21 protein-coding genes are annotated in these 24,516 nt (G+C 45.2%); 9 read left to right on the top strand and 12 right to left on the bottom strand.

What is annotated here, in order from left to right:
- Nucleotides 1-370: 370 nt before the first annotated feature.
- Both DFR44_RS08685 and DFR44_RS08680 read left to right on the top strand, forming a co-directional pair.
- On the top strand, nt 371-1,168 hold the full coding sequence (locus tag DFR44_RS08685; RefSeq protein ID WP_133621109.1) for a Cof-type HAD-IIB family hydrolase: 798 nt from the start codon (nt 371-373) through the stop codon (nt 1,166-1,168).
- A 126-nt stretch (nt 1,169-1,294) separates the two neighbouring features.
- Nucleotides 1,295-2,368, top strand: coding sequence for an asparaginase (locus tag DFR44_RS08680; protein WP_133621107.1), 1,074 nt, complete (start codon nt 1,295-1,297; stop codon nt 2,366-2,368).
- A 74-nt stretch (nt 2,369-2,442) separates the two neighbouring features.
- On the opposite strand, the gene DFR44_RS08675 is transcribed toward DFR44_RS08680, so the two are convergent.
- The 5 genes from DFR44_RS08675 to map form a co-directional block, all read right to left on the bottom strand.
- Nucleotides 2,443-2,892 carry a YybH family protein gene (locus tag DFR44_RS08675; protein WP_162845219.1) on the bottom strand — a complete coding sequence of 150 codons (450 nt, stop codon included), beginning with the start codon at nt 2,890-2,892 and terminating at the stop codon, nt 2,443-2,445.
- A gap of 1 nt (nt 2,893) precedes the next feature.
- Nucleotides 2,894-3,100, bottom strand: a complete 207-nt coding sequence (locus DFR44_RS08670; RefSeq protein ID WP_133621103.1) for a zinc-finger domain-containing protein — start codon at nt 3,098-3,100, stop codon at nt 2,894-2,896.
- 83 nt (nt 3,101-3,183) lie between these two features.
- Nucleotides 3,184-4,176, bottom strand: a complete 993-nt coding sequence (locus DFR44_RS08665) for a YheT family hydrolase (protein WP_246012095.1) — start codon at nt 4,174-4,176, stop codon at nt 3,184-3,186.
- 57 nt (nt 4,177-4,233) lie between these two features.
- Nucleotides 4,234-6,846: a [protein-PII] uridylyltransferase gene (locus DFR44_RS08660; protein WP_133621101.1), complete on the bottom strand. Its 2,613-nt coding sequence runs from the start codon at nt 6,844-6,846 to the stop codon at nt 4,234-4,236.
- 8 nt (nt 6,847-6,854) lie between these two features.
- Complete coding sequence (gene map / locus DFR44_RS08655) at nt 6,855-7,673, bottom strand: type I methionyl aminopeptidase (RefSeq protein ID WP_133621099.1); 819 nt, start codon at nt 7,671-7,673, stop codon at nt 6,855-6,857.
- Between the two features lie 321 nt (nt 7,674-7,994).
- Here map and DFR44_RS08650 point away from each other — a divergent pair, with 321 nt between their 5' ends.
- The 6 genes from DFR44_RS08650 (at nt 7,995) to DFR44_RS08625 (ending at nt 14,442) form a co-directional block, all read left to right on the top strand.
- Nucleotides 7,995-8,462: an NUDIX hydrolase gene (locus tag DFR44_RS08650; RefSeq protein ID WP_133621097.1), complete on the top strand. Its 468-nt coding sequence runs from the start codon at nt 7,995-7,997 to the stop codon at nt 8,460-8,462.
- On the top strand, nt 8,462-9,568 hold the full coding sequence (gene mnmA / locus DFR44_RS08645; RefSeq protein WP_133621095.1) for a tRNA 2-thiouridine(34) synthase MnmA: 1,107 nt from the start codon (nt 8,462-8,464) through the stop codon (nt 9,566-9,568). Before DFR44_RS08650 ends, mnmA begins: the two co-directional genes overlap by 1 nt.
- Nucleotides 9,569-9,659: 91 nt before the next feature.
- The gene (locus DFR44_RS08640; protein WP_246012094.1) at nt 9,660-10,856 is read left to right on the top strand and encodes an aspartate aminotransferase family protein; all 1,197 of its coding nucleotides are present in this window, start codon (nt 9,660-9,662) and stop codon (nt 10,854-10,856) included.
- A 22-nt stretch (nt 10,857-10,878) separates the two neighbouring features.
- Nucleotides 10,879-11,814 (top strand): ornithine carbamoyltransferase, encoded by a 936-nt coding sequence (argF, locus tag DFR44_RS08635; protein ID WP_133621093.1) that lies wholly within the window; start codon nt 10,879-10,881, stop codon nt 11,812-11,814.
- Nucleotides 11,815-12,079: 265 nt separating this feature from the next.
- Nucleotides 12,080-13,057, top strand: coding sequence for a glycine betaine ABC transporter substrate-binding protein OsmF (gene osmF, locus DFR44_RS08630; protein ID WP_281275632.1), 978 nt, complete (start codon nt 12,080-12,082; stop codon nt 13,055-13,057).
- 155 nt (nt 13,058-13,212) lie between these two features.
- Nucleotides 13,213-14,442 carry an argininosuccinate synthase gene (locus DFR44_RS08625; RefSeq protein ID WP_133621092.1) on the top strand — a complete coding sequence of 410 codons (1,230 nt, stop codon included), beginning with the start codon at nt 13,213-13,215 and terminating at the stop codon, nt 14,440-14,442.
- A 116-nt stretch (nt 14,443-14,558) separates the two neighbouring features.
- Here the strand turns inward: DFR44_RS08625 and DFR44_RS08620 are convergent, their stop codons facing one another.
- Nucleotides 14,559-15,752: an amino acid aminotransferase gene (locus DFR44_RS08620; RefSeq protein WP_133621090.1), complete on the bottom strand. Its 1,194-nt coding sequence runs from the start codon at nt 15,750-15,752 to the stop codon at nt 14,559-14,561.
- Between the two features lie 125 nt (nt 15,753-15,877).
- Between DFR44_RS08620 and DFR44_RS08615 the strand changes: the two genes are divergently transcribed.
- Nucleotides 15,878-16,489, top strand: coding sequence for a TolC family protein (locus tag DFR44_RS08615; protein ID WP_133621088.1), 612 nt, complete (start codon nt 15,878-15,880; stop codon nt 16,487-16,489).
- A gap of 481 nt (nt 16,490-16,970) precedes the next feature.
- Here the strand turns inward: DFR44_RS08615 and DFR44_RS08610 are convergent, their stop codons facing one another.
- The 6 genes from DFR44_RS08610 to DFR44_RS11675 form a co-directional block, all read right to left on the bottom strand.
- Nucleotides 16,971-17,732, bottom strand: coding sequence for a Fic family protein (locus tag DFR44_RS08610; protein WP_133621086.1), 762 nt, complete (start codon nt 17,730-17,732; stop codon nt 16,971-16,973).
- 132 nt (nt 17,733-17,864) lie between these two features.
- A complete protein-coding gene (locus DFR44_RS08605; protein ID WP_133621084.1) occupies nt 17,865-18,533 on the bottom strand; it encodes an IncC plasmid conjugative DNA transfer DtrJ family protein in 669 nt (222 codons plus the stop codon).
- The gene (gene traD / locus DFR44_RS08600; protein WP_133621082.1) at nt 18,523-20,598 is read right to left on the bottom strand and encodes a type IV conjugative transfer system coupling protein TraD; all 2,076 of its coding nucleotides are present in this window, start codon (nt 20,596-20,598) and stop codon (nt 18,523-18,525) included. Before traD ends, DFR44_RS08605 begins: the two co-directional genes overlap by 11 nt.
- A complete protein-coding gene (gene mobH / locus DFR44_RS08595; RefSeq protein ID WP_133621080.1) occupies nt 20,595-23,111 on the bottom strand; it encodes a MobH family relaxase in 2,517 nt (838 codons plus the stop codon). Before mobH ends, traD begins: the two co-directional genes overlap by 4 nt.
- Entirely contained in the window at nt 23,108-23,560 is a 453-nt protein-coding gene (locus tag DFR44_RS08590; RefSeq protein ID WP_133621078.1) for a hypothetical protein, read from the bottom strand. Before DFR44_RS08590 ends, mobH begins: the two co-directional genes overlap by 4 nt.
- Before the next feature lie 600 nt (nt 23,561-24,160).
- The coding region (locus DFR44_RS11675) for a hypothetical protein (protein WP_246012093.1) at nt 24,161-24,516 on the bottom strand (356 nt) is incomplete at its 5' end.

Raw genomic sequence — 24,516 nt, 5'->3', positions numbered from 1 at the left:
TATTAGCTAAAAACTATATGTTAAAAAACACATCAACCTTGTATTGAAAGTATGCTTCGGCTCAAAGCTTAATATTCGCTTGGAGCGTTTGAGTACATGTGCGCATGTGAGCGTGCAAGGTTGTCTTTTTGTAAGGGCAGTGATAAGCTTGAAATCAATAATTATAATTTTTGGATTTAAATCTACTTGGTATCGCACCTATTCTGAAGAAATTGAAACCTGCATTTGCAGGGACAAGCCAAGTTGGTATATAAGACTTGGGAATTAGTTTGGGCTGAAGTGCGGTCTTTTTACAAGACATCTCGGTAGAATCTCGGTGGATTTTTTCTTTAAATCCTACTTTTACAACGATAGCCCTTTTATCCTTTTTATGACTAAAATTTTCTTTTTCGACATTGACAATACCTTACTTGACCACCGTACAAATCGCATAACAGAATCAGCTTTGCATGCGATTGAAACACTCAAACAGGCTGGGCATGTTATTGCAGTTGCAACAGGGCGCAGCCATCATCATGCCCAAGAATACTTAGATGTGATTAAGCCTGCCTATGCCGTATTGCAAAATGGTGCGTACATTTTGCGTGAAAATAAGGTGCTTGATAAAACACTATTGGCACATCAACCGCTTATGAGGTTATTTGCGGACGTACATGCGCGTGGATATTATTACGGTATCAATGGGGTGACAGGTGGGCATGTTAGCGCACGCGTGGATGAAGTGATGATTCCGATGGACTCAGTAGACATCAATGTGAACGTTGACATGGATTTTTATCAAAACACTGAAATTTTGCAAGGCTGGTTGTTTTTTGATGAACATTTAGATGAGACCCTTATTCCGCAATTCATCGTTGATTATCCTGAGTTTGATTTTGTCCGTTGGCACCAAACTGCGCTTGATATTTTGCCGAAAGGTGTCAATAAGCTGACGGGCTGCCAAAAAGTGTTGAATGATTTGGGCTTTGGCATGGCGCAAGCATATGCGTTTGGTGATGGCTTAAATGATATTGAAATGCTTCAAGGTGTGGGTACAGGCATTGCCATGGGCAATGCGCATCCTCGACTGAAAGAGGTGGCGGATCGTGTGACGGATGCGATTCATCTGGACGGTATTGCGAATATGCTCAAAGTATTGCAGGAAGAATGGCAATCCGCCTCAGTTTAAAATTTCATTTAACATCTTGAATATAAAAGACTTTTTTAAAATTATAAAAAGGTACGAGCGTGCGTGACTTTAACGTATAAACAACATACAATGTGCTCCCCTTACAACAATAATTAGGAGAACAAAATGTCTTTTTTTTCACGTGTGCGTCATGTAGCGACTGCGGGTGTGGCCGCGCTGGCGTTTATTTCAATTAGTGCTGTTGCACAAACCAAGCCCAATGTGGTTATCTTAGCCACGGGCGGTACCATTGCAGGCGCGGGCGCAAATTCAACCAATAGCGCGACGTATTCTGCGGCTAAAGTGCCTGTCGATAAGTTAATTTCGGGGATTCCTGAACTCTCGCAAGTGGCAAACGTTCGTGGTGAGCAGGTGTTTCAAATTGCCTCTGAGAGCTTAACCAACAATGATTTAATGACTTTGGGCAAGCGCGTATCGGCTTTGGTTAAACAAAGCGATGTTGATGGTATTGTGATTACACATGGTTCTGACACATTAGAAGAAACCGCTTATTTCCTGCATTTAGTCATCAAGACGGATAAGCCGATTGTGGTGGTAGGCTCTATGCGTCCAAGCACTGCGATGTCGGCGGATGGCATGTTGAATTTGTATAACGCTGTTCAAGTGGCGGGTTCAAAAGATGCACGCGGTCGTGGTGTTTTGGTGACGATGAATGATGACATCAACACGGCACGAGATGTGTCAAAAACAATAAACATTCATACCAATGCATTCAATAGTCAGTGGGGGCCTTTGGGCATGGTTGTAGAGGGTAAAAACTATTGGTTCCGTCAGTTAGATAAACGTTTTGGCAAAAATTCAGAATTCAATATTGATAATATCGAGTCGTTGCCACAAGTCAACATCGTTTACGGCCATCAAGATGGCGATGCTTTGGCTGCCAAAGCGTTTGGCCAAGGCGGTGCAAAAGCGATTATTCATGCGGGCACGGGCAATGGCTCGGTTGCTAAACATGTTGTGCCAACGCTGCAAGAGTTGCGCAGCCAAGGTGTGGTCATTATCCGCTCAGCACGCGTACCTGCGGGTTTTGTGTTGCGCAATGCGGAGCAGCCTGATGATAAATATGATTGGGTTGTGGCACATGATTTGAACCCACAAAAAGCACGAATTTTGGCGATAGTGGCTTTGACTAAAACGAAAGACACGGCTGAGTTACAGCGTATTTTTTGGCAGTACTAAGCCATATGATAATGCAAAAAAGGCTTCCTTATAAAGGAAGCCTTTTTTGTTGGTCAATCAAAATACACCTGTATTCAATGCAGTAAATTAGGTAGCACATCAGCCAACTTATTGTTGTCCTGCGCAATGGTGGCGTGATACAGCGACATACACCAGCCTTGTTCTGATTTGAGATAAACCTGTGTGGTGTGTAAATTAAACGTCTGTGTCTCGCCCGCAGGTGTCGTGAGTTGAATATGAACGAGCAGGGTGTGTACGGCGGTGAGCAAGTTGTCAAATGTATGGGTGGCCAAGATGTGGGCATTCATGCGCCCAATATTGAACAACATTTCCCATAATTCTCGTACCGCGACATGACCTTGTGTATAAGGCAGATTAGGCAAAATACAAATGATGTCCTCGTCTTCGGACCAGACTTTCATCAGGGCATCAACGTCGCCAGCCGATAATGCGGCATAAAAAGCCGCTTCTAATTCACTGGCACTGCTGAACATCGATTTGGGTGCGCGGAGTTTACGCGGCATATCAATGGCCTTTAACGATTTCACCCGCCTTGAGGCGGTATTCTGTGCCACAGTAAGGGCAGGTTGCATGACCGTGACTCACATCAATGAATACACGCGGATGGCTGTTCCATGCGCTCATGTTTGGATTCGGGCAGCTGGCGGGCAAGTCAGATGCGAGCAGCTCAACAATAGTTGCGGCAGAGTGAGGGGCAGATGTTTGGCTCATGATGTGTTCTTTGTGTATATTAAAAAATGAGATGCCGAATGGCTGCGCCATTATAGCAACAGGTGTGGGGGTTGGGTAGGGACTTATGTCTGGCTTGAGATGAGAAATTCCAAAATATATTTGGGTAGCCAATCAATTCGAGCACGGGTAGAACCGTGAATAAAACCAACGTGCCCACCTTGATTCAGATAAGTGAGCTGTACGGATGAACTCGCCTCATGCGGCTGTGCAAGGCTGTCTTTGGGAATAAAAGGGTCGTTGAGTGCATTGAGTACCAGGGTGGGGGTGCGGACGAGTGATAAAAACTGTTTGCAAGATGATTGTTGCCAATAGTCTTCAGCATTTTTAAACCCATGCAATGGCGCGGTCACGTGATTATCTACATCAAAAAAATTCTGTGCGGTTTTTATTTTTTCGGCAGATAAATTCAAATGAGGGTACATGGCGATTTTTGTCAGACCTTTGGTTTTCAATGTGCTGAGAAAATGGCGCATATACACGTATTGATTAAAACCTTTTGCAAGTGCAATCGAGCCTGCTTTCAGGTCGTGTGGTGGGCAAATGGCTGCGGCAGAGCTGATGAGGTGTTGGGCCGCAGTTCCCTGTTCGCCCAACCATTTAAGTAAGGCATTGCCTCCCAACGACACACCTGCGACATGACGCGTGCTGTGTGGGTAAAGCGTGCTGAGACGGCGTAAAATCCAATCGACCTCTTGTGAAAAACCTGAATGATAAAAAATAGGCTGACGGTTGATTTCACCGCTGCACGACCGCCAATGCACAACCACCCCTGTATATCCTTGCTGAACGCACTCATTCATCAACGAACGTGCGTAAGGGCTTTGACTTGAACCTTCTAAGCCATGAAACAAAATCACCAGCCGCTGATTGGGTTGATTGATTTTGTGAGCGTTGACCCAATCCAAGTCGATGAAGTCGTTATCAGGCGTGTCCCACCGCTGCCGCGTATAAATGGGTTGAGGTGTTCGATGATATGTCGGTGCAATGGTTTGCACATGGGCATTACTTGCCCACCAAGGGGCTTTATATGGTTCAAGCGAGCTCATGAGATTCATGTGTTTTTCATATCATTGTTAGTGTTGAATTTTGTTTTTTGGTTTTTATTGCGGACTTTACGAGATGGTGCACACTCGAATTAACTCCGCTTCAAGTTGCGCGGCCACGCTGGGGTTGCTTAACTCATCCGAAGTCAAAACGAATACGTCTTCAAGCCGCTCGCCGAGGGTGACAATCCGTGCGCTGCGCAGGCGAATATTCATTTGCTTCAAAATATAAGCGATGCTATACAATACGCCGTGACGGTCAGTGGCAGCGAGCTTAAGCACGTATTCGCCCTTGTCGGTTGCCACTAAATTGACGCGGGGTACAATTGGAAAATTGCGCGAGCGCGCTGTGAGCCGCCCTAGATTGGGGACTCGAAGCGTAGGGGCTTTGATCAACAGCTCTTTTAAGTCAAGGTTCAGTTGCGTGACATATTGGGTATCTGCGATGTGGGTATCAGGCAACAACACTTGGAAAGTATCCAATGCTGTGCCATAACCACTGGTGTAAATTTGCGCATCAAAAATCGACAGTTGCCGCTGTTGGAAAAATGAACATAAGCGTGCGAATAAATCAGGCACATCCGCTGTATAAATCATGACGTGTAGACTGTGGGCGCCATTAAACGGTTGGCTGGCGACGATGGTTGTTTGTGTACCCGTCAATTCGGGAATGATGTGTTCAGCGTGCCAAGCAATTGTTTCTGCATCATGATGCATGAAATACTCGGTATCAAAACGATGCCATAGGTTTTGGGCTTGCGTCGTCAATGTGCTGGGGAGTAGCTCCAAGGCTTGTTCTTGGCGTTCGCGCAACATATTGGTTGGTGCTTGGGTTTGCCCTGACAGCTCTCGTAGCGTCAGTTGATATAAATCAGCCAGCAGCTTATCTTTCCACGCATTCCACACTTTTGGACTGGTTCCGCGAATATCGGCGACAGTCAATAAATACAACGCCTGTAAATGTTCAATGGTTTTGATTTTGGCTGCGAAACGGCGAATCGTTTCCACATCAGACAAGTCCTCTTTTTGCGCAAAGTTCGACATGGTTAAATGCTCTTTAACCAAAAGAACAACCAGAGCGGTTTGTTTTTTAGTCAACGCATGTTGTTTGGCGAACCGAGCCACTTCGATTGCACCTAAGTCTGAGTGATCGCCACCGCGCCCTTTGGCGATGTCATGAAATAAACCCGCAATATAAAGTAACCAAGGCTGATTGAACTCTGCCATCACTTGATTCGCCAGTGGGTGACTGTGTAAGTGCTCCTGCAAAGTGAAGCGACGCAGGTTGCGCACCACGGTCAAAATATGCTGGTCAACCGTATAAATATGAAATAAATCATGTTGCATTTGACCGATGATGCGGCGAAAGGGGGGAATATAACGACCCAATACGCCTGTTTGGTGCATTAAGCGAATGGCATGGGTGATGCCATTTTTCATCTTCAATAAGCGAATAAACTTAGCTCGATGCTCGGGTTTACGACGAAATTCAGGGGTAATTAAATTTCGCGCTTGTAAGATGGCATCCCATAGTTTAGGTGAAAACCCCGTTAAACCCGTGACTTGCCCATACACATAAAAGACGTCAATCAATAAATGAGGCTTGCGGATAAAGGCATCATTGCGCACGACATCCAAAACATGGTCAACCTCTACAAAATCAGGAAAACCTTTGATTTTATGGGCGATGTGTTGTGCGCTTGGTGGTGCGAGAAACAATTCAAATTTTTGGATGAAAAGAGTGAATTGTTGATAAATGGCTCGTGCTGCGAGGTAATACCGCTGCATCAAGCGTTCACCCGCGCGTTTGCCCACGGTCTCATACAGTCCAAACGCATGAGCAAGAGGGGTCTGCAAGTCAAATAACACGCGATTTTCCATGCGCTTGCTCAAAATATGCAGGTGAGCACGAATGGCAAGCAATTGATTTTCACTGCGCACAAGCAGGCGCAATTGGCTCGCGGTCAGCCAGTTGTTGTGATGCAAATCTTGCCAACATTGCCCAATACCCGCTGCTTTGGCGAGCCACATCATGAGATGAATGTCGCGCAGCCCCCCTGGGCTTTCTTTGCAGTTTGGTTCAAGGCTGTAGGGCGTATCATCAAACTTGGCGTGTCGCTGGCGCATTTCGGCTATTTTTTCACGCCAAAACACGGGCAAATCAAAGTGCCTTTTAAATGCAGCATAAAAAGTATGGTGAATTTTTGTATCGCCTGCGAGATAACGCGCCTCTAAAATAGAGGTTTGAATCGACAAGTCCTCCAAGGCATCGGCAATACCTTCGTCAATCGTGCGCACGCTGTGGCTTAAAGTCAGTCCCATATCCCATAGTAAACTGACCCATTGCTCAATTGCATTTGACAGTTGTTGACGCTGCTCGCTGGATAACGCATCGGTTTTAATTAAAATGAGCAAGTCAATATCTGAGTTTGGTAACAGTTCGGCGCGACCATAACCACCGACAGCGATTAAAGCGGCAGCCTGGCGGATGTCTTCAGATTGATGATTAAAGCATGCCCCCCATGCACTTTGCACGCAGCAATCGGTCAATGCGGTCAAGTCACGAATGAGCGGGCGCACGGCACGCGTCGGGTGCTTGTGTTGAACAAATTGATTGAGCAGGGTTTGTCGCCCCGTTTGGTATTGAGTTTTGTCAATGACGGTGGGGGCGATGTTGGGCATGGTGAAAATTAGTGTGCTGAGGTTTGGATGAATGATGGTGCAGCAGGCGAACCCTCCGAAAGCGTCAACACCTCATATCCAGTCGGTGTGACCAGTACGGTGTGCTCCCATTGAGCGGACAGGCTGCGGTCTTTGGTTTTAACCGTCCAACCGTCTGGCATGGTGCGCATATCGCGCTTACCCGCATTAATCATAGGCTCGATGGTGAAAATCATTCCTGCTTTGAGCGTCATGCCTTGGCCTTTGATGCCGTAATGCAATACTTGAGGGTCTTCGTGAAATACCTTACCAATGCCATGACCGCAATATTCACGCACCACTGACATGCCGTTTTTATGTGCGTGCGCGGCAATCGCTGCGCCAATATCGCCTAATGTCGCACCTTCTTTAACTTGCGCAATACCATGCCACATGCTCTCATACGTCACTTCGCATAGTCGCTTGGCTGCAATCGAACCTTCACCGACAATAAACATACGTGACGTGTCACCAAAATATCCCGCTGGCGTAATGACCGTGACATCAATGTTTGCGATGTCGCCATTTTTCAGTACTTTGTCATCAGAAGGGACACCGTGACAGATGACATCATTAACAGAAATACAGCATGATTTTGGGTATGGCGGGTAGCCTGGAGGCTGGTAGCCCAGTGTTGCAGGGATGGTTTTTTGTACATCGACCATGTAATTGTGCGCTAAACGGTCAATTTCACCCGTTGTGATGCCCGCGACCACATGCGGCGTTAAGTAATCGAGTAATTCAGAAGCAAGTCTGCACGCAATGCGCATGTGGGCAATGTCGTTGTCGTCTTTAATGGTAACGGTCATGGTGTTGTTTTAAATAAATTTTAAAAAATGTTTGAAAGATGAATTATACGCGAAATACTGCATTTCATTACGAAGCAGATGCTGGTCTGCTTTTTTGACTTGCGACATGGCGTGACAACAAGCTGAGTTTAAAGGAGGCGTTTTTGTTGTGCTATAATTTGCGCTTATTTTATTTTTCATTCGTCTCAAATGGATTGAGTGTGTTGTACAGTTTTGTACATTGTGTCTTATCTTACATGCTCATCTAGTATATTCTTCAAGCCGACTACGCAATGTCACAAACTTTGATGTGGCGCGAGTTTTAATTTTTTTGGTTACGCCATGCCGCATACTTCCCCAATTTGGACGCCCCATGCCACAGTTGCTGCCATCGTTGAACGAGATGGTCGCTTTCTTATGGTGCGTGAACACACCCGTCATGGCATTCGCATTAATCAACCCGCTGGGCATTGGGAGGCCGATGAAACGATGGTCGATGCGGTTACGCGCGAGGTTTTAGAAGAGTCGGGTTATGCTTTTACACCAACGGCTTTGCTGGGGATTTATATATCAGATAAAGACGATAAGTCGGTGACGTATTTGCGTTTGACGTTCATTGGTACGGTGAGCGAAGCACCCATTCAAAACGAGTTGGATGATGACATTATTGCTGCTGAATGGTTAACCGTTGATGAAATTATGTCGCAAAGAGACATTCATCGTAACCCTGTTGTGGCGAAATGTTTAGGAGATTATTTGGCAGGGCAGCGTTTAGACTTGTCTCTGGTGAAAGATTTACGGATTTTATAATGGCAAGTAAAAAAAGAGTTGTAGTGGGCATGTCTGGTGGCGTTGACTCGTCGGTGACGGCATGGTTGCTCAAAGAACAGGGATACGATGTCATTGGTCTATTCATGAAAAACTGGGAAGATGACGATGACTCTGAGTTTTGTTCATCGCGTCAAGACTGGTTGGACGCGGCCAGTGTGGCCGATGTGGTTGGTGTGGATATTGAGGCGGTTAACTTCGCCACCGAATATAAAGAGCGGGTGTTTGCCGAATTTTTGCGCGAATACACCGCAGGGCGCACACCTAATCCCGACGTGTTGTGTAATGCCGAAATTAAATTTAAGGCTTTTTTGGATCACGCCATGAGTTTAGGCGCTGAATACATCGCAACAGGTCACTATGCTCGCGTGCGTGAAGTCAGTGACGGTTTTCAGCTACTCAAAGGACTAGACGCGACCAAAGACCAAAGTTATTTTTTGCATCGTCTGAACCAAGCGCAACTATCAAAAACATTATTCCCGCTCGGCGAAATGCCGAAAACACAAGTGCGCGATATTGCCCATCAGCTTGGCCTGTCGAATGCCGCTAAAAAAGACTCGACGGGCATTTGCTTTATTGGTGAGCGACCTTTTCGTGACTTTTTGAATCGATATTTACCAACCAAACCCGGCCCCATCAAAACATTAGATGGCCGAACGATTGGTGAACATGTCGGTTTATCGTTTTATACCCTTGGGCAGCGTAAAGGCATCGGCATTGGGGGCGACAAAAATGGTAGCGGAGAGCCGTGGTTTTCTGTACACAAAGACTTGGAGAATAACACCCTTTATGTGGCTCAAGGTCATGAGCATCCTGCTTTGCGTTCAACAGCGTTGAGTTTTGAAAATGTCAGCTGGGTGGCGGGACATGCGCCAAAATCTCGAGATGTTGCGGCGAAAACCCGTTATCGACAAAGCGATGCGCCTTGTCAATTGAATGTTATCAGTGACGAACGCTGTGATTTGTCTTTTGCCGAGCCTCAATGGGCGGTGACGGCTGGTCAATCTGCGGTATTGTATGATGGTGACGTGTGTTTGGGGGGCGGCATTATTCATCATGCCAATCCTGATTTGTCACCGCTAATCTAATATATTTTCTTGCCTCTTTGGCTCTTTTTACCTATGATGTGGTTCACACAGGCGACTTCAGTCGCCGTTTTATTTTTTTGAAGGATAACTGATGAGCAACTCTTCACATTTGATGCCCATTTTTAGCCGTTTACCCGTCTCGTTTGTCAAAGGTGAGGGTATTTGGTTGACCGATGTTGATGGGAAAGTCTATTTTGACGCGTTGTCGGGCATTGCGGTGAATGGGTTGGGGCACAATCATCCTCGCTTGGTTGAAGCTTTGACACAGCAGGTGACCCAGTTGATTCACGTGTCAAACCTATACGATGTGCCAGAGCAACATGCCTTGGCGAATGAATTGGCGCGGGTTTCAGGCATGGATGAGGTGTTCTTTAGTAACAGCGGTGCAGAATCCAATGAGGGCGCAATCAAATTGGCGCGTTTGTATGCGAATCAGCAGGGCAAAACAGCGGCAAAAATTTTGGTGATGACGGATGCGTTTCATGGGCGAACCATGGCGACGTTGACTGCGACAGGTAATGTCAAAGTGCAAAAAGGGTTTGAGCCGCTGGTGGATGGTTTTGTGCGTGTGCCGTTTAATGATTTTGAAGCCATTCAAGCACATGCGGATGACGAAAGCGTCGTGGCAGTGATGTTGGAAGTGATTCAAGGCGAAGGCGGTATTCGTGTATTGAAGGAGGGGGTGCTCAAAGCGCTTCGACACCTATGCGATACCAAAGGCTGGCTGCTCATGATTGATGAAGTTCAAACGGGGGTGGGGCGAACGGGGCAATGGTTTGCGCATCAACACGAAGGTGTCACCCCTGACGTGATGACCTTAGCAAAAGGTTTAGGTTCTGGCGTACCCGTTGGGGCTATTTTAACCAGCGGTCGGGCAACGGGTGTTTTTCATAAAGGCGCGCACGGCTCAACTTTTGGTGGCAATCCTTTGGCTATGGCGGCAGGTTTGGCGACTTTGTCCACCATCGAAGCCGATGGGTTGCTTGCCAATGCTGAACGTCAAGGCGAACGGATTAAAAATGGATTAAAAGTCGCATTGAAAGACGAGATGCTTTCAGGTTCAGTCCTTGATATTCGTGGCAGAGGCTTGATGATTGGTATTGAATTGCATCGCGCTTGCGGTGAGCTTGTGGCGTTGGCTTTGGCTGCGGGTTTACTTATCAATGTGACCCATGACAGCGTGATACGCTTATTGCCGCCATTGATTATTAGTGACGAGCAAAGCAACGAGTTGGTCGAGCGCTTGAGCCGATTGATTAAAACGTACCTACAAAATGAGTCAATTTAATTTTAGCCAATGGGATAACGAGATGACAGTTAAGCACTATTTACAATTTTCAGATTTCACTCAAGATGAATACGCCTATATCATGGCGAGAACGACCGAATTGAAGCGTCGCTTTAAAGCTTATGAAACTTGGCACCCTTTGCATGACCGCACATTGGCGATGATTTTTGAAAAAAGTTCAACTCGCACGCGATTGTCTTTTGAAGCGGGGATACATCAATTGGGTGGCCATGCGGTATACCTGAACACGCGTGATACGCAGCTTGGGCGTGGCGAGCCAGTGGAAGACGCGGCTAAGGTCATTTCGCGCATGACGGATATGATTATGATTCGTACTTTTGGACAAGACATCATTGAACGTTTTGCCGCCAATTCGCGTGTACCTGTGATTAATGGCTTGACCAATGAATACCACCCTTGCCAAGTACTGGCGGACATCTACACGTATATCGAAGAGCGTGGCGACGGCAAAAGTCTTGATGCCATTTCGGGTAAAACAGTGGCTTGGGTGGGCGATGCCAATAACATGAGTTACACTTGGATTCAGGCCGCTCGCGTTTTGGGCTTTCATTTAAATATTTCAACGCCTGAGGGGTATGCGTTGGATGAGCAATTAATTGACCCAAAAGACCAACCTTTTTATACCGTTTTTAAACATCCAATGGATGCCTGTAAAGGTGCGCACATCGTCACGACCGATGTTTGGACCAGTATGGGTTATGAGGCGGAAAATGAAGTGCGAATGGCTGCATTTAAGGATTTTAAAGTCACCGCAAACATGATGGCAGTTGCAGATTCGAGTGCAGTATTTATGCACTGTTTACCAGCCCATCGTGGCGAGGAAGTGGACACGGAAGTCATTGATGGTGAGCAAAGCGTGGTTTGGCAAGAAGCAGAAAACCGCTTGCACGTACAAAAAGCAGTGATGGAGTACCTGTTGCGTGGGCGATTTGAATAGAATAAATCAGACTTCTTAGTTTTTTAGAACAGGATGAACATTGCTCATCCTGTTTTTGCGAAGGCTGTTAAGTAAAGTTTCACAGAGATTTGTGACACCCACTATGCATTAAAAATTAAATATAAGCATCCAAAACAACAACTATTTATCAATAAAGTGTTGTTTTGCGTTATTTTTTAACTGTTTCTGTTTGGTAGGAGTACAATGCTTCAGCATTGAGTAAGTATTTGTTTGTTCATGGTAAACACCATTTACAGGAATCAGTATGAAAACAATAAGTGGTTTCTTTTTAAAACGGATAGTGGGGGCGTTTTTTGGTGGCGTATTCGTCATGACCGTACTTGCATGTACGGACAAAACTCAAGCCAATAAATCCAATACTATACAGACTGTTGATGCCGTGAGAGTGTCTTCTAAAGTTGATACAGAAGGGGATTTACTCGGCAATATGATACTTTTATTGCTTGAAGAAAATGGCATACCAACGATCAACAAAATACAATTGGGTACGACAAAAATTGTTCGTTATGCGTTATTAAATAATGAAATTGACATTTATCCAGAATACACTGGAAGCGCCGCTTTCAATTTTAATAATGCAAACAATCCAGCATGGAAAAATGCCGAGGCAACCTATAATTTAGGTAAAAATTTGGATTACGAGCAAAACAAAATTGTTTGGCTAAAATCTGCCCCCGCAAATAACACATGGGCGATAGCCGTTCGCTCGGATTTGGCAGCATCAAATAATTTAAAAACCTTAGAAGACTTATCGAAATACATTAATGACGGTCATTTTTTTAAAATGGTGGCATCATCTGAGTTCATGGAGCGTGGCGATGCTTTGCCCTTGTTTGAAAAAACGTATGCTTTTAAACTCAAGCCAAACCAAGTTTTACCCTTACCAGGCGGTGACGTTGGTGTTTTCGCTAAAGCGGCCGCAGAACAAAAATCAGGCGTGAATGCCGCCTTAGTTTACGGAACGTCAGGAGCCGTCGCTCAACTGGGTTTGGTTGTTTTAGAAGATTCCAAAATGGCGCAACCTATTTTTGAACCCGTGCCCATGATTCGAGAGAGCGTACTTAAGAAATATCCTCAAATTGCCGATATATTAAATCCTGTTTTTTCTTCATTGGATTTAAAAACATTACAACATTTAAATGGGCTGGTTGCATTTGAGGGTAAAGATGCCAAGCTGGTCGCGGCTGATTATTTAAAATCCAAAGGCTTTCTAAAGCAATAAAGAAAGTTTGATGACTTTGGGCCATTAAACTGCCTGAACAATTTTAACCAACCCGTTTTTTTAACGGGTTTTTATTTATTTACCAGTGGTGTGAGCGGGACTGTTGCAGTAAAATGGCGTTTTAGCCGTTTTACATTAAAACAAAAGAGGTCACGATGAGCGATAAAATGAAAGTGGTATTGGCATACTCGGGTGGTTTGGATACATCCGTAATTTTAAAGTGGTTACAAGACAATTATGACTGTGAAATCGTCACATTCACTGCCGACTTAGGGCAGGGAGAAGAGCTTGAACCAGCACGAGCCAAGGCCTTGCAATTTGGCATTAAACCAGAAAATATTTTTATCGATGACTTACGTGAAGAGTTTGTACGTGACTTCGTTTTTCCTATGTTCCGTGCCAATACAATTTATGAAGGCGAATATTTACTCGGTACATCAATTGCACGTCCTTTAATTGCCAAACGTCAAATCGAAATTGCCAATTTAACAGGTGCAAATGCGGTTTCACATGGTGCGACAGGCAAGGGTAATGACCAAGTGCGCTTTGAGTTGGGTTATTATGCCCTGCGTCCAGACATTAAAGTCATCGCCCCATGGCGCGAATGGGATTTGCTTTCACGCGAAAAGCTACTCAAATACGCTGAGGATGCGGGCATTCCAATTGACATGAAACATCGCAACGGCGGTGCGCCTTACTCGATGGATGCTAATTTATTGCACATCTCATTTGAAGGTCGTCACCTTGAGGATCCAAAAAATGAGGCCGAAGAAGAGATGTGGCGTTGGAGTGTGTCACCAGAGGCCGCGCCAGACGCGCCAGAATACTTGGATTTAGAGTTTGAAGCAGGCGATTTAGTGGCGATTAACGGCACTAAAATGAAACCACATGAATTATTGGCTAAGTTAAATGAGTTGGGTGGCAAGCATGGTGTTGGCCGTTTGGACTTGGTAGAAAATCGTTATGTGGGCATGAAATCTCGAGGCTGCTACGAAACCCCTGGCGGTACGATTTTACTCAAAGCACACCGTGCCATCGAATCAATCACACTTGACCGTGAAACGGCTCATTTAAAAGACGATTTGATGCCGCGTTATGCCAGCTTGATTTATAACGGTTACTGGTGGAGCCCTGAGCGTAAAGCCTTACAGGTATTAATTGATTACACGCAAGCCAATGTTTCAGGCTTTGTGCGCGTTAAACTATATAAAGGCAGCGTAGCGGTGGTGGCTCGCGACTCTAAGTTCACTTTGTTTGATCAAACCATTGCCACATTTGATGATGATGGTGGCGCGTATAATCAGGCCGATGCGGGCGGCTTTATTAAGCTCAATGCTTTGCGCATGCGTATTGCAGAGAATGCACGCTTAAAACGCGGTGGTTAAACAACAAGTTTAGACTTATATAAAGTTGATAAAACATAAAAAGCCGATTCATAATGAATCGGCTTTTTACTTGAACAAAAATATATTGCGATAACTGGTTTAAAACATAATCATGTTTAAGCCATTACAGCCGCCATCCCTTCGGCCACACGCTCAACATTTTTCGTGTTGAGACCCGCCACGCACATGCGACCTGATTTAACCATATACACCGCGAATTCTTCTCTTAAACGGTCAACTTGAGAGGCTGTTAAACCTGTGTAGCTGAACATGCCGCGTTGCTTGAGCAAATAAGAGAAGTCTTTATTAGGTACTTTTGCGGTCAAAACATCATACAGTTTTTGACGCATGGCCTTGATGCGCTCGCGCATTTCAGTTACTTCGTTTTCCCACATTGCGCGCAACTCGGGGGTGTTCATTACCGCCGCTGTCACCGTAGACACATGATAAGCAGGTGAAGAATAGTTTTTGCGAACCGTCAATTTCAATTGCCCTAAAACAACGTCAGCTTGAGCCGCATCTTTGCAAATAACAGATAAGCCACCAGCGCGCTCGCCATAGTATGACAAGTTCTTTGAATATGAGTTGGAAACAAAAAAGCTCACACCCGCTTCTGCCATCATGCGAATGGCCACCGCGTCTTCTTCAATGCCATCACCGAAGCCTTGATAAGCGATATCCATAAAAGCAATTAAGTCGCGCTCTTTAACGACCGCAATGACTTCTTTCCATTGCTCAACGCTTAAATCAACACCTGTTGGGTTGTGGCAGCAAGGGTGAAGCAAAAAAATGCTTTTTGCTGAGGCTGCTTTTAAAGTTGCCATCATGCCTTCAAAATTCACACCGCCTGTGTTGGCATCATAGTAAGGGTAAGTTTTGGCGATGAAGCCGCCCGCCTCAAAAATCGCCTTATGGTTATCCCAAGTTGGATCTGACACATACATGTCACTATTTGGGAAGTATTTTTTTAAAAAGTCCGCACCAATGCGCAAGGCGCCTGAGGCACCAATGGTCTGAATGGTCGCTACACGTTTATTGACAACTGCCTCGTTTTTTTCACCGAACAATAAATTTTGAATGGCCGTACGGAAACCTGCTAAACCTTCCATAGGCAAGTAGGGGCGTGCTTCTAGATGAGCGGCCAAGTCACTCTCTGCTTTAACGACAGAAGGGAGCAGGGGAATGTTACCGTTTTCATCGTAATACAAGCCAATACCTAGGTTGACCTTCTCTGCGCGAGGGTCTTTTTTGAAAGTATCAACCAAACCCAAAATTGGGTCGCCAGGATATACGTCAACGTGTTCAAACATGATGGGCCTTCTGTTAAGTGAGTGAAAAATATGAAGTGGTAAACCTTGATGATTATACTGGGATTTATTTGTTTAGAAAAGGCGAAAATAAGCAACACGCCCAAGCCAAATATAAAACGAGCCTGATGAATTTGGCTTATCAGATGGGGCAATCCACTGATATTGTGATTAACTTACCCGATATAGCAGCTCCGTCAAGTGTCAAAACTGAAGGTTTGGAAGAACTTAACACATGGTTAGGGCAAGTCAAACAACACCCAGCAATTGCCGCGGCTAAAGCTAAATTGGCTTCTGCTAAGGCTGATGTACGGAGTGCTCAAAGTACCTTACTGCCAACGGTTGATTTTAATGCTAGTTACTACCAAAACGGTTATCCTGGACAAGGCTTAGCCTCAACCCGAACCAATGTAGCCACCTATGGTTTAGCACTCAATGTGCCTTTGTTTGACGGCTTTGCAGAATATTACAAAGTCAAAGCAGCTCAAGAGCAAGTGGAAAAAAATGAAATCGCTGTGCAGGACACAGAACAACAAATCACCGCTCAAGTGAGTGTTGCTTATGCAAATGCAATGTCATCGTGGAAAAGCTTGCAAGCTTCAGAATCTATGTTGGTGTCCGCTTCAGAGTTGCTTAAAAGTACAGAGAGAAGCTATGCACACGGCTATGCGGATGTGATTGATATGATTAATGCGCAAAACACCTATGCTCAAGTGATGCAAGAGCGAGTACAAAGTTAGCTGACTGGCTAGCCAGTAAATGGCGTCTCATTGCCAGTGTTGGTCAGTTGGGACGGGATGCTATTTATAAGTCTGATGGAGGCAAGAAATGGTAGAGCATCTTTATCAAATGTGCTCTATAGGCACAAAGCCTTTGGATTTAATTTTGAATTTATTAAATATTCTCTTAAAATTTAACATAATATAATTTATAATTACCTGTTTTTTTGACACACCTACTGTAGGGCAGTGGGGCCTTGTATTTCCTAATTGTGAGATAGATTTTAATTAAAATTTTTGTAACTATCTTTAGCCATAATACACGTTTTCTTTCTTTTGTCAAACCAAAAATGATTTTTTTTGCTTATTCGGGATAGTGATATTGGTTGTACATAAATATTGCATCACCAATACTTTATATAGAACCTAAACACCAAAGCTGATAAAACGGCCGAACCAATACACACGACGATAAAAAAACAAGCGTGTGCATTGAAGGTGTTTAAGCTTTGAAACCAAACCCTGCTATGCGCTCGACATAATAAGAATAAAGCCATTCGAGGGCTTCAGTTGCGTCCTGATTGTCATAAAACCGTGTCATAACTTCATTGTATTTGAGTTGGTCTTTTGCCAAAATCATCAGTGGCGGCAATCCTGCTGACATAAGGGTTGCGTTAGCCAAAAATCGAGATGTTCGTTTATTCCCGTCATAAAAAAACTGGTTAAGACTGCCCCACAAAAAGATAAGCCATGCTTTAAATGTTGGGTCGTCAATGGTGTTGAGTAGTTTTGCACCTTGTTCAAAAATTATGTCTAAGTCAGAGGCGCGTGGCGGTAAATAATTCGTACCGCCTATGAAAACCTGTCCGTCACGAAACTCTCCCCAAGTTAAGGATTCTCTATTGGCAACAATTCCTTGTATGGTACAAGCGGTTTCTTTATTTAACTCGAATTTACCTGATTTGACCAAATCAATAACATGAGACAGAGCGCGGTTTAAGTTAAGCACTTGTTCGGTGTCTGATATTCTATGGCCGCCAACAGTGATCCCTTCAATGAGGGTTTTAATCTCAGGGTAGGTATAGGGATTGCCCTCAAGAGCAGCGGTGTTATACACAAAATCAACCCGCATTTTCTCGGCCATAAAAAGTGCGCGTTCCATATTGGGAATGAATGAGATGGCCTGCCTTACTTTGTCAACGTGTGCCGTATCATAAGTAAGCATTAATGGTCCGCGTTTGGATAAAGTGTTATCTATAGTCATAGGGGAATTGATATTATGCTTTTGGATATTGTCTTGCCTAGATAGGCAGAGTCAATGCGCAAATAATACTCGCTTTCAATGAGTTGTCAAACCAAATTGGTTTGACAACTCATTTATTAAAATCAAAATTGATTACCAATACTTTTTATAGAACCTAAACACCAAAGCTGATAAAACGGCTGAACCAATACACACGACGATAAAAAACCAAGCGGGCATGTAGTAGGGGGAACAAATATACAAGCCAATGCCCATAATCAACACCGCGCGTGCCCAGTATTTAAATCGATGGTACAAGCTGGAACTTTCACGGCCGATGCACGCACGTCGAATCGAACGCATGGTAAATCCGTCAAACGCTGCGAGAATCAACAGAGGAATGTAAAAGACAATCATACCGTCGGCAACGGTGGCCATGCGCATACTGATGACTTTAGCCGACCAATCAAGCTTTTGTAGCACATTGATGTGCTCAACCCAAAAACGTTGATACGATGAACCTTTATCACGAACATTTAAAGCCTCACGAATGTTTGTTGCGTCAAACAATAACGCGTTCAAATGCTTGTAAATCCAATCGGCATATTTAAAAACATTGCCTTGTTGCTCCAAAGTGTTGGCCATTGTTGCTTTTAAAATCTCACCCAAATTCTTTATTTCAGTAAAAGCATACAGGCTGGTAAAAGCAATCACCACAACTAAAAGCAGCGCCAAGACATAGACGTACACCAGTTTGAATGGCGACAACAGATAATGTAAATTACGATGCTCATACAGGGTCGCACGTTGGTTACTCGCCATAGTATTGCCCCTCAACTGTCAATGACAATTCAACTTCATCAATTGCTCGACTGAGCTTATTGTTCATCTCGCTCGCGATGTCGACAATATCCGATGGAATATCGGGGTCATCCGCGAGCGATGGCATCAACGGCAAACGTATTTTGAACAACTGGCCGCCCTCGATGAGTGCGAATGCTTGTCCTTTCGGTAGTGATACTAAATCCGCAGGAGTTATCATTGGCACAGCAGACAAGGCCACACGGTCTTCATTTTGAGTCGTGAAATCCTCAAACACTTCAGGGTCAGATGCGTCAGAAGCCCCTGATAATTGGGTCTTTGTGACCACATTCACTTCAGGTAACTGGCTGGTCAGCATTTCAGCGGTTTCAAGGGTTTTAACTCGCAACATAATCATGTTGTTCAAGTTACCGCCAATTTGACCTGCTTTTGCGGCCGAACCGATTTTAGCCTCAACGTCCGACCACGTTTGCGTGTACACCGTCACTTGATAACCCGCGCCGCCCGCTTTATTGAGCAGGGGAATGAACTCATCACCAATCAACTCATTGAACTCATCGGCATGGATGGCGATTTTACGCTTCTCTCCCTGACTACTGGATTCACCATAGCCTGTACCGTATTTGTACAATTGCCCCGCGATGCTGGTTAAATCAGCAAACATTGCATTACCGACTGCACCCGCAACCTCCGCATCGGACAGCGAATCCAAACCAATGTAAACCACCGCACCCGTTTGAATCACGCTCATCCAATCAAAAATAGGGCGGTTGTCCACGGCCGTGGGGTCAGGGCTGATTAAACCTGCAATCTGCCCTGAGGTCAGCTTCTCAAGCAGAGGGTAGAGCGATGACACCAATTTCTCAAAGTACGATTTGTCTTTCGACAAAATCGCAATCAAAGAATCAACAATTTGGTCACGGTAGCCGTTCTCCGTCATATATGAAGCGATGTGCATCGCTTTAGGGTCGCGGCCTTGCTTCTTCGCCAGTTTCGCCTCAGCTTCATCCTGTGTTTTACCGCCGAAGTCCTCCTCCCAATTCGACAGTTTATGAATGTGCTGATGCGTGTTCATCCAGTGCTCCATGTAATTCAGAGCCAGTTTGTCGATGTTGGTCGCGTGCGCGTAGATTTCAGTGTAGGTGGCTTTGTAGCCCAACGCCTCCATACACTTGGCCAAGACGTTCAAATAACCCCACACGAAGTCTCTAAACGCGGCCGACTGACCGTCGCCAGGCAATTGATTCGCAATGCGCGTCGCAATCTCAGTGATTTTTGAATAACTACCGATGGGGTTATAACGCGCAGACACTTGTGGATGCCCCAAGTGAAACATGTAAAAAGGTCGTCCAGCTCGATGGGCTTCAATCCACATGCGCTTGAGCAAGTCACCATCACCTTTAGGATCAAATACAATCGTTACGTCACCGCGTTTAATGTCCTGCGTAATCATGACTTCGGCCATGCGGGTTTTACCGACACGCGTTGTGCCCAACACCAAGGTGTGCCCGACACGCTCACCAATGTCCAACCAAATCTCATCCTCGTGCGGTTCAACGCCATGCAAAGCCGTATCGCCGCCCACTGGCGGCAGCGGTCGGTACGGATTGAATATCGACGATGAGCGTGTCAATTGACTCAACCAGGCATGTGGTTCGTTGATTTCGCGCCGTCGAGCGTTCATATAGCCCTTTGATGGTCGCGACAATGGCAAATACTCAGGTGTACGAGCCAAGGTCAACCGTTGCGTGTGCACCTGCGTCCAGCGAAACCCCAAACCTAAAAACAATGCCTTGTTCGATTGCGGGATTTCTGCGGATGTCAGCTCATAGTGTGCCAATTGTCTTAGGTTACGACGATAATGCAATACCTTAAATGCCTCGCGGCACCTCAAGGCGCACATCAAGCCCGTCACGGCCATCAGGCCATACTTTGCCAACGGATTGAGTTGCAGCACAAACCCAAAATAAATGAACATGACAATGTATGCAGCAACCGCATAGAACTCATTCGGCTTGTGGTAATAGTTCTGCAAGACGTATTTTTCACGCGCACTCAAATTCATTTTTCGAACCTCGGACCGTTCTCCAGCAATTCGATGTGTGGATTGACCGAGGGTAATTCAGCAATCAAATGCTTCGAATCTTCAGTCGTAATCCAGTAAGCTGTAAATACAGTCGTTGGTCGACCATTCACGGCCAATACTTTGACCCGATGATGGCCTGATACCCCTGATTTGTTGCGCTTGTGAAGTTTGAGGCGCTCAAATGCCGCTTGAACCTTAGCAGAGGGTGAATTGCGGTCAGTGATGGCGTGATGGGCGTTATTGGTGAACTCTTGGAATACTCGAGGCGTTACCAACAGCAATCCTTGAGGCACGACATGCACGAAAGCATTGCTGTTGTTGATTTCAATTTCCTTGGACGCAAGTCCTGTTTGCAGCCAATTGATAAAACGAAGTCCGAGTTCTTGATCTGAAATGTGTTCAGTTGGGGTCGGGTCTAAGCTGGATGGATTATTCATGAGGTGTTTCTCCGTAATGTGGGACTTAATTTGTATCGCTTTAAGCGATGGTTGAGTCAAGTGAACAGGATTAATGATTCGAGGTTCATTAACGATATTGTCGTCAGGTGTGACACTGTGTTCTTTCGATAAATATTCAGTTTTCTCCTCCTTTTGTTTGGTGTTGGGTACGGTCTCGGATACAGGTTGTGCGACGGGTTTACTGGGTGGGTTGTTTTGAGGTTTAGTCTTGGCGGCCACGACTGCACCCTCATCGATTTCTTCGGCCGTCGCTAAATTTAAGTCTTTCGGTGGTTGTCCTATCGCTTTAAGACGCTTAAGCGCATTCTTAGATTGAGTTAGATTTGCCACATTTCCCTGTGTTTTGAGTTCAACAGGTGGTGCGGGCGGTTCTGCGGTCTTTGATTTCTGTGCAGGCTCATCCGCTTCAGGCGTTTCGACCACTTCGTTGGTCGTTGCGGATGCCGATGATGTCTGCGCTTCGTCGGGCACCTCGTCAGCTTGTGGCACACTTGAATGTTCATAGCCGCCGAGCGCAGCGGCCGAATCGTTGATCGCGGTTTTCAAAATGCCCAACGCTAAATTGGATGTTTCAATCTCCTCGGGTGAGTGCATGGGTTCATCAGGGTCGCTCAGTTCACTTTTGCCCAGCTCGCCTTTTTGAGCTTTCTGCTGTTGCTTTTCGTGATTCTCGGCGGCTTTGGCTATGGTTGCCTGTGCCTGGTCAATAGGGGTAATTGTCCCCAAATAGGGGGCTGGAAATTTCTCAGTTCCGTATAGTTTTTTAATGTTGAAGCATAAACACGTCAATACCTGTGTCTTTGATTCATTCCCTGATTTCATGGCAATTTCGAGATTCCAAATCGCTTTAGTTGCATCAAAAGGATTGCGTAGAACAGCGTTGTATTCCGCCAATGTATCGAATATCCGCTCATTATCGTGCGGTATGTCTCGATGACCACGGTCTTGTAAATAGCGTCGCAAGTTGTCACCACAGACTTTACTGACAATGAAGACTTTGTCGTCCTGAATAAACAAGTTACCGCCTGCGTCTTTGCCGATGGAGAAGTAAGCCCCGCGCTCTTCGCACATCTCGCGTAATCCCGTCATGAGCTTTTCAACCAGCGGTGTGCGCTTCGCGCTGGCGAACCGCACACGCTGGTCGGATGCCAAGTTCAGTTGAGTGGATTCTCGGTCGGCTGCTATCACCAAGTTCTTGAATGGCTCAATGCTGGTGTCGCCAGTCAAGAACTGTTCTAGTTGCGCCATCAGTTTAGGGTCGGTTTCACTCATCCACATGATGGCGTGCATGGGCACAATGCGATTAAATAATGACCACGCCAATTGCGTGTGCAATTTGTAATTGCTGTGCACTTCAGGAAATCGTACCGTATACCATTTAAAGCGTTTACCCATGCGCATGTCACTTAAGTCAGCTCGCCATACTCTGCCATCCTTGTCTTGCGGGTCTTCATATAAGTCTACAATCACGCTCGTCAGTGGTTTGGCCACGTCATGCAGTAGGGCCGCGCATAAAATGCCATACTTCCAAGAAGGCCCTAAGTATTTGCGGTCTTCAGTGGGTGTGTTGAGCGGCAGTTCCTTACCGCCCATGAGGCGCAATGCGATATTCGCTGTTTCAAGACTGTGGTCTAAAAGCCCGAAAGGGTGGGCATGGTGGTGACTTTCTGAAGCAGGTACACCTTGCACAAATTCAGCAAATTGCACCAATAATGGCATGACATCGTTATTGAAAGACGAAACTGAAAGCCCTAACTTATCTTTAATGTCTTGCACCAATACGTCACGACGTTCGTCTTCTAACAAATGCCTCCCTGATTGAATCAGCATTTTGTTGCCCGCAACCGTGACCAAGGGTTTGACTTCAATAGCCTCATCGGACGGCTCCGTATGCGAAGATGAGCGCACAAGTGTGATGATGATGTAAATCAAAGCAAGGCTAGAACAGCCTAAAGCAAACAGAAAGTAATATTGGGGTACGGTTTGCGCCCAATTTGTGATGGTTTGCAGCCAATGTATTAATACTGTTTTCATTTGAGTGCCTCATTGAGCCAAGTCTTAAGCTGGTCGAGTTTGGCATGTGGTGTATCGGCTGATACAAATATGTCGTAGACGTGGTGTGTTTGTTTCAATTTGAAGTGCAAATACGGTTCTTCGAGTGAGTTCCACGAATACAAGCCGTCAGCACGCCAATAAAAACCTTCATAGTGCGAAGCAATGATGGTGGTCAAGTTGTCATCTGAAATATTGATGGATGTTGTTCGAACCAAATCAATTAATACCTGCAATGACCTTAGTTCATAAGCATGTGAACCCGCACAGTCCTTGGCAAAGCCTTCTAATCGACTGCACCATTGCACCAATACACGATACCAAGACGAATGCAAATGCGGTCGTTGCGACAATGAATGTCGTAAAAAGGTCAAATAATGCTTTAAACGACGTTGTAGGCATGTTCGCGGGACGTTGATATAGGTAGTCATATTGCACCAAAGGGCGGTTGTGTTGAGTTAATCCCTAACTGTAATGAATATTAAAAATTATTCAATTCGTTCCTAGTAAAATGTTTTTACTAGGAATCTATTGACGGATTGCAATTATTGTGATATGTCGGCAATAGGAGGGTGTGGGGGTACGGGGTTCGATTTGGCATTACCCTTAAATCAGGTTTTGCCTTACCCTTAGTGGGTTTAAAGCCTTTACCCTTAAAAAAAACGGGGTAGCATTGACCCTTAAAAGGTGTTGCCATTACGCCTTAAGGCCTTTAACTACGGTCGTTTCGCGCAATAGAGCGAAACGACCGTGGCTTTTGGATAAGTCCCTTTGAGGGTTGTGGGGGTAGGCCTTTGGGGTTCGACTGTATTAATGCTTTTGTATTGTACAATACAAAATAATTTGTTATTTTTAGCGAGGTTTGGTAAGAGTCTTACCAAGAAATAGTGGGGGAATGTTTGGAAAGCCCCTTTCCAAGATTTGAAATTTAATTATTGTTAAGACTCTTAACAGGATTTTAGGGCTGATTCTTGTAAACCCCGTTTACAGGATTTTGGATGGTCAACGTTGGAAACAGTGTTTCCAAGAATTTAAGCGCCGAAGTTTGGTAAGCCCCTTACCAAGAAATAGAGGGGGATGTTTGGAAAGCCCCTTTCCAAGAATTTGAGGGCAATGTTTGGAAAGCCCCTTTCCAAGAATTTGAGGGCAATGTTTGGAAAGCCCCTTTCCATGAATTTGAGGAGCAATGTTTGGAAAGCCCCTTTCCAAGAATTTGAGGGCAATGTTTGGAAAGCCCCTTTCCAAGAATTTGAGGGCAATGTTTGGAAAGCCCCTTTCCAAGAATTTGAGGAGCAATGTTTGGAAAGCCCCTTTCCAAGAATTTGAGGAGCAATGTTTGGAAAGCCCCTTTCCAAGAATTTGAGGAGCAATGTTTGGAAAGCCCCTT

Source organism: Hydromonas duriensis (genome assembly GCF_004363775.1).
Lineage (GTDB): Bacteria > Pseudomonadota > Gammaproteobacteria > Burkholderiales > Burkholderiaceae > Hydromonas > Hydromonas duriensis.
The sequence above is the reverse complement of the archived record's forward strand: the minus strand, read 5'-3'. Positions and strand labels throughout refer to the sequence as shown.

Excerpts from the sequence above, each read along its gene's own strand:
- DFR44_RS08685 (WP_133621109.1), top strand. The coding sequence starts at position 371 with ATGACTAAAATTTTCTTTTTCGACATTGACAATACCTTACTTGACCAC.
- DFR44_RS08680 (WP_133621107.1), top strand. The coding sequence starts at position 1,295 with ATGTCTTTTTTTTCACGTGTGCGTCATGTAGCGACTGCGGGTGTGGCC.
- DFR44_RS08675 (WP_162845219.1), bottom strand. The coding sequence starts at position 2,892 with ATGCCGCGTAAACTCCGCGCACCCAAATCGATGTTCAGCAGTGCCAGT.
- DFR44_RS08670 (WP_133621103.1), bottom strand. The coding sequence starts at position 3,100 with ATGAGCCAAACATCTGCCCCTCACTCTGCCGCAACTATTGTTGAGCTG.
- DFR44_RS08665 (WP_246012095.1), bottom strand. The coding sequence starts at position 4,176 with ATGAATCTCATGAGCTCGCTTGAACCATATAAAGCCCCTTGGTGGGCA.
- DFR44_RS08660 (WP_133621101.1), bottom strand. The coding sequence starts at position 6,846 with ATGCCCAACATCGCCCCCACCGTCATTGACAAAACTCAATACCAAACG.
- map (WP_133621099.1), bottom strand. The coding sequence starts at position 7,673 with ATGACCGTTACCATTAAAGACGACAACGACATTGCCCACATGCGCATT.
- DFR44_RS08650 (WP_133621097.1), top strand. The coding sequence starts at position 7,995 with ATGCCGCATACTTCCCCAATTTGGACGCCCCATGCCACAGTTGCTGCC.
- mnmA (WP_133621095.1), top strand. The coding sequence starts at position 8,462 with ATGGCAAGTAAAAAAAGAGTTGTAGTGGGCATGTCTGGTGGCGTTGAC.
- DFR44_RS08640 (WP_246012094.1), top strand. The coding sequence starts at position 9,660 with ATGAGCAACTCTTCACATTTGATGCCCATTTTTAGCCGTTTACCCGTC.
- argF (WP_133621093.1), top strand. The coding sequence starts at position 10,879 with ATGACAGTTAAGCACTATTTACAATTTTCAGATTTCACTCAAGATGAA.
- osmF (WP_281275632.1), top strand. The coding sequence starts at position 12,080 with ATGAAAACAATAAGTGGTTTCTTTTTAAAACGGATAGTGGGGGCGTTT.
- DFR44_RS08625 (WP_133621092.1), top strand. The coding sequence starts at position 13,213 with ATGAGCGATAAAATGAAAGTGGTATTGGCATACTCGGGTGGTTTGGAT.
- DFR44_RS08620 (WP_133621090.1), bottom strand. The coding sequence starts at position 15,752 with ATGTTTGAACACGTTGACGTATATCCTGGCGACCCAATTTTGGGTTTG.
- DFR44_RS08615 (WP_133621088.1), top strand. The coding sequence starts at position 15,878 with ATGAATTTGGCTTATCAGATGGGGCAATCCACTGATATTGTGATTAAC.
- DFR44_RS08610 (WP_133621086.1), bottom strand. The coding sequence starts at position 17,732 with ATGACTATAGATAACACTTTATCCAAACGCGGACCATTAATGCTTACT.
- DFR44_RS08605 (WP_133621084.1), bottom strand. The coding sequence starts at position 18,533 with ATGGCGAGTAACCAACGTGCGACCCTGTATGAGCATCGTAATTTACAT.
- traD (WP_133621082.1), bottom strand. The coding sequence starts at position 20,598 with ATGAATTTGAGTGCGCGTGAAAAATACGTCTTGCAGAACTATTACCAC.
- mobH (WP_133621080.1), bottom strand. The coding sequence starts at position 23,111 with ATGAAAACAGTATTAATACATTGGCTGCAAACCATCACAAATTGGGCG.
- DFR44_RS08590 (WP_133621078.1), bottom strand. The coding sequence starts at position 23,560 with ATGACTACCTATATCAACGTCCCGCGAACATGCCTACAACGTCGTTTA.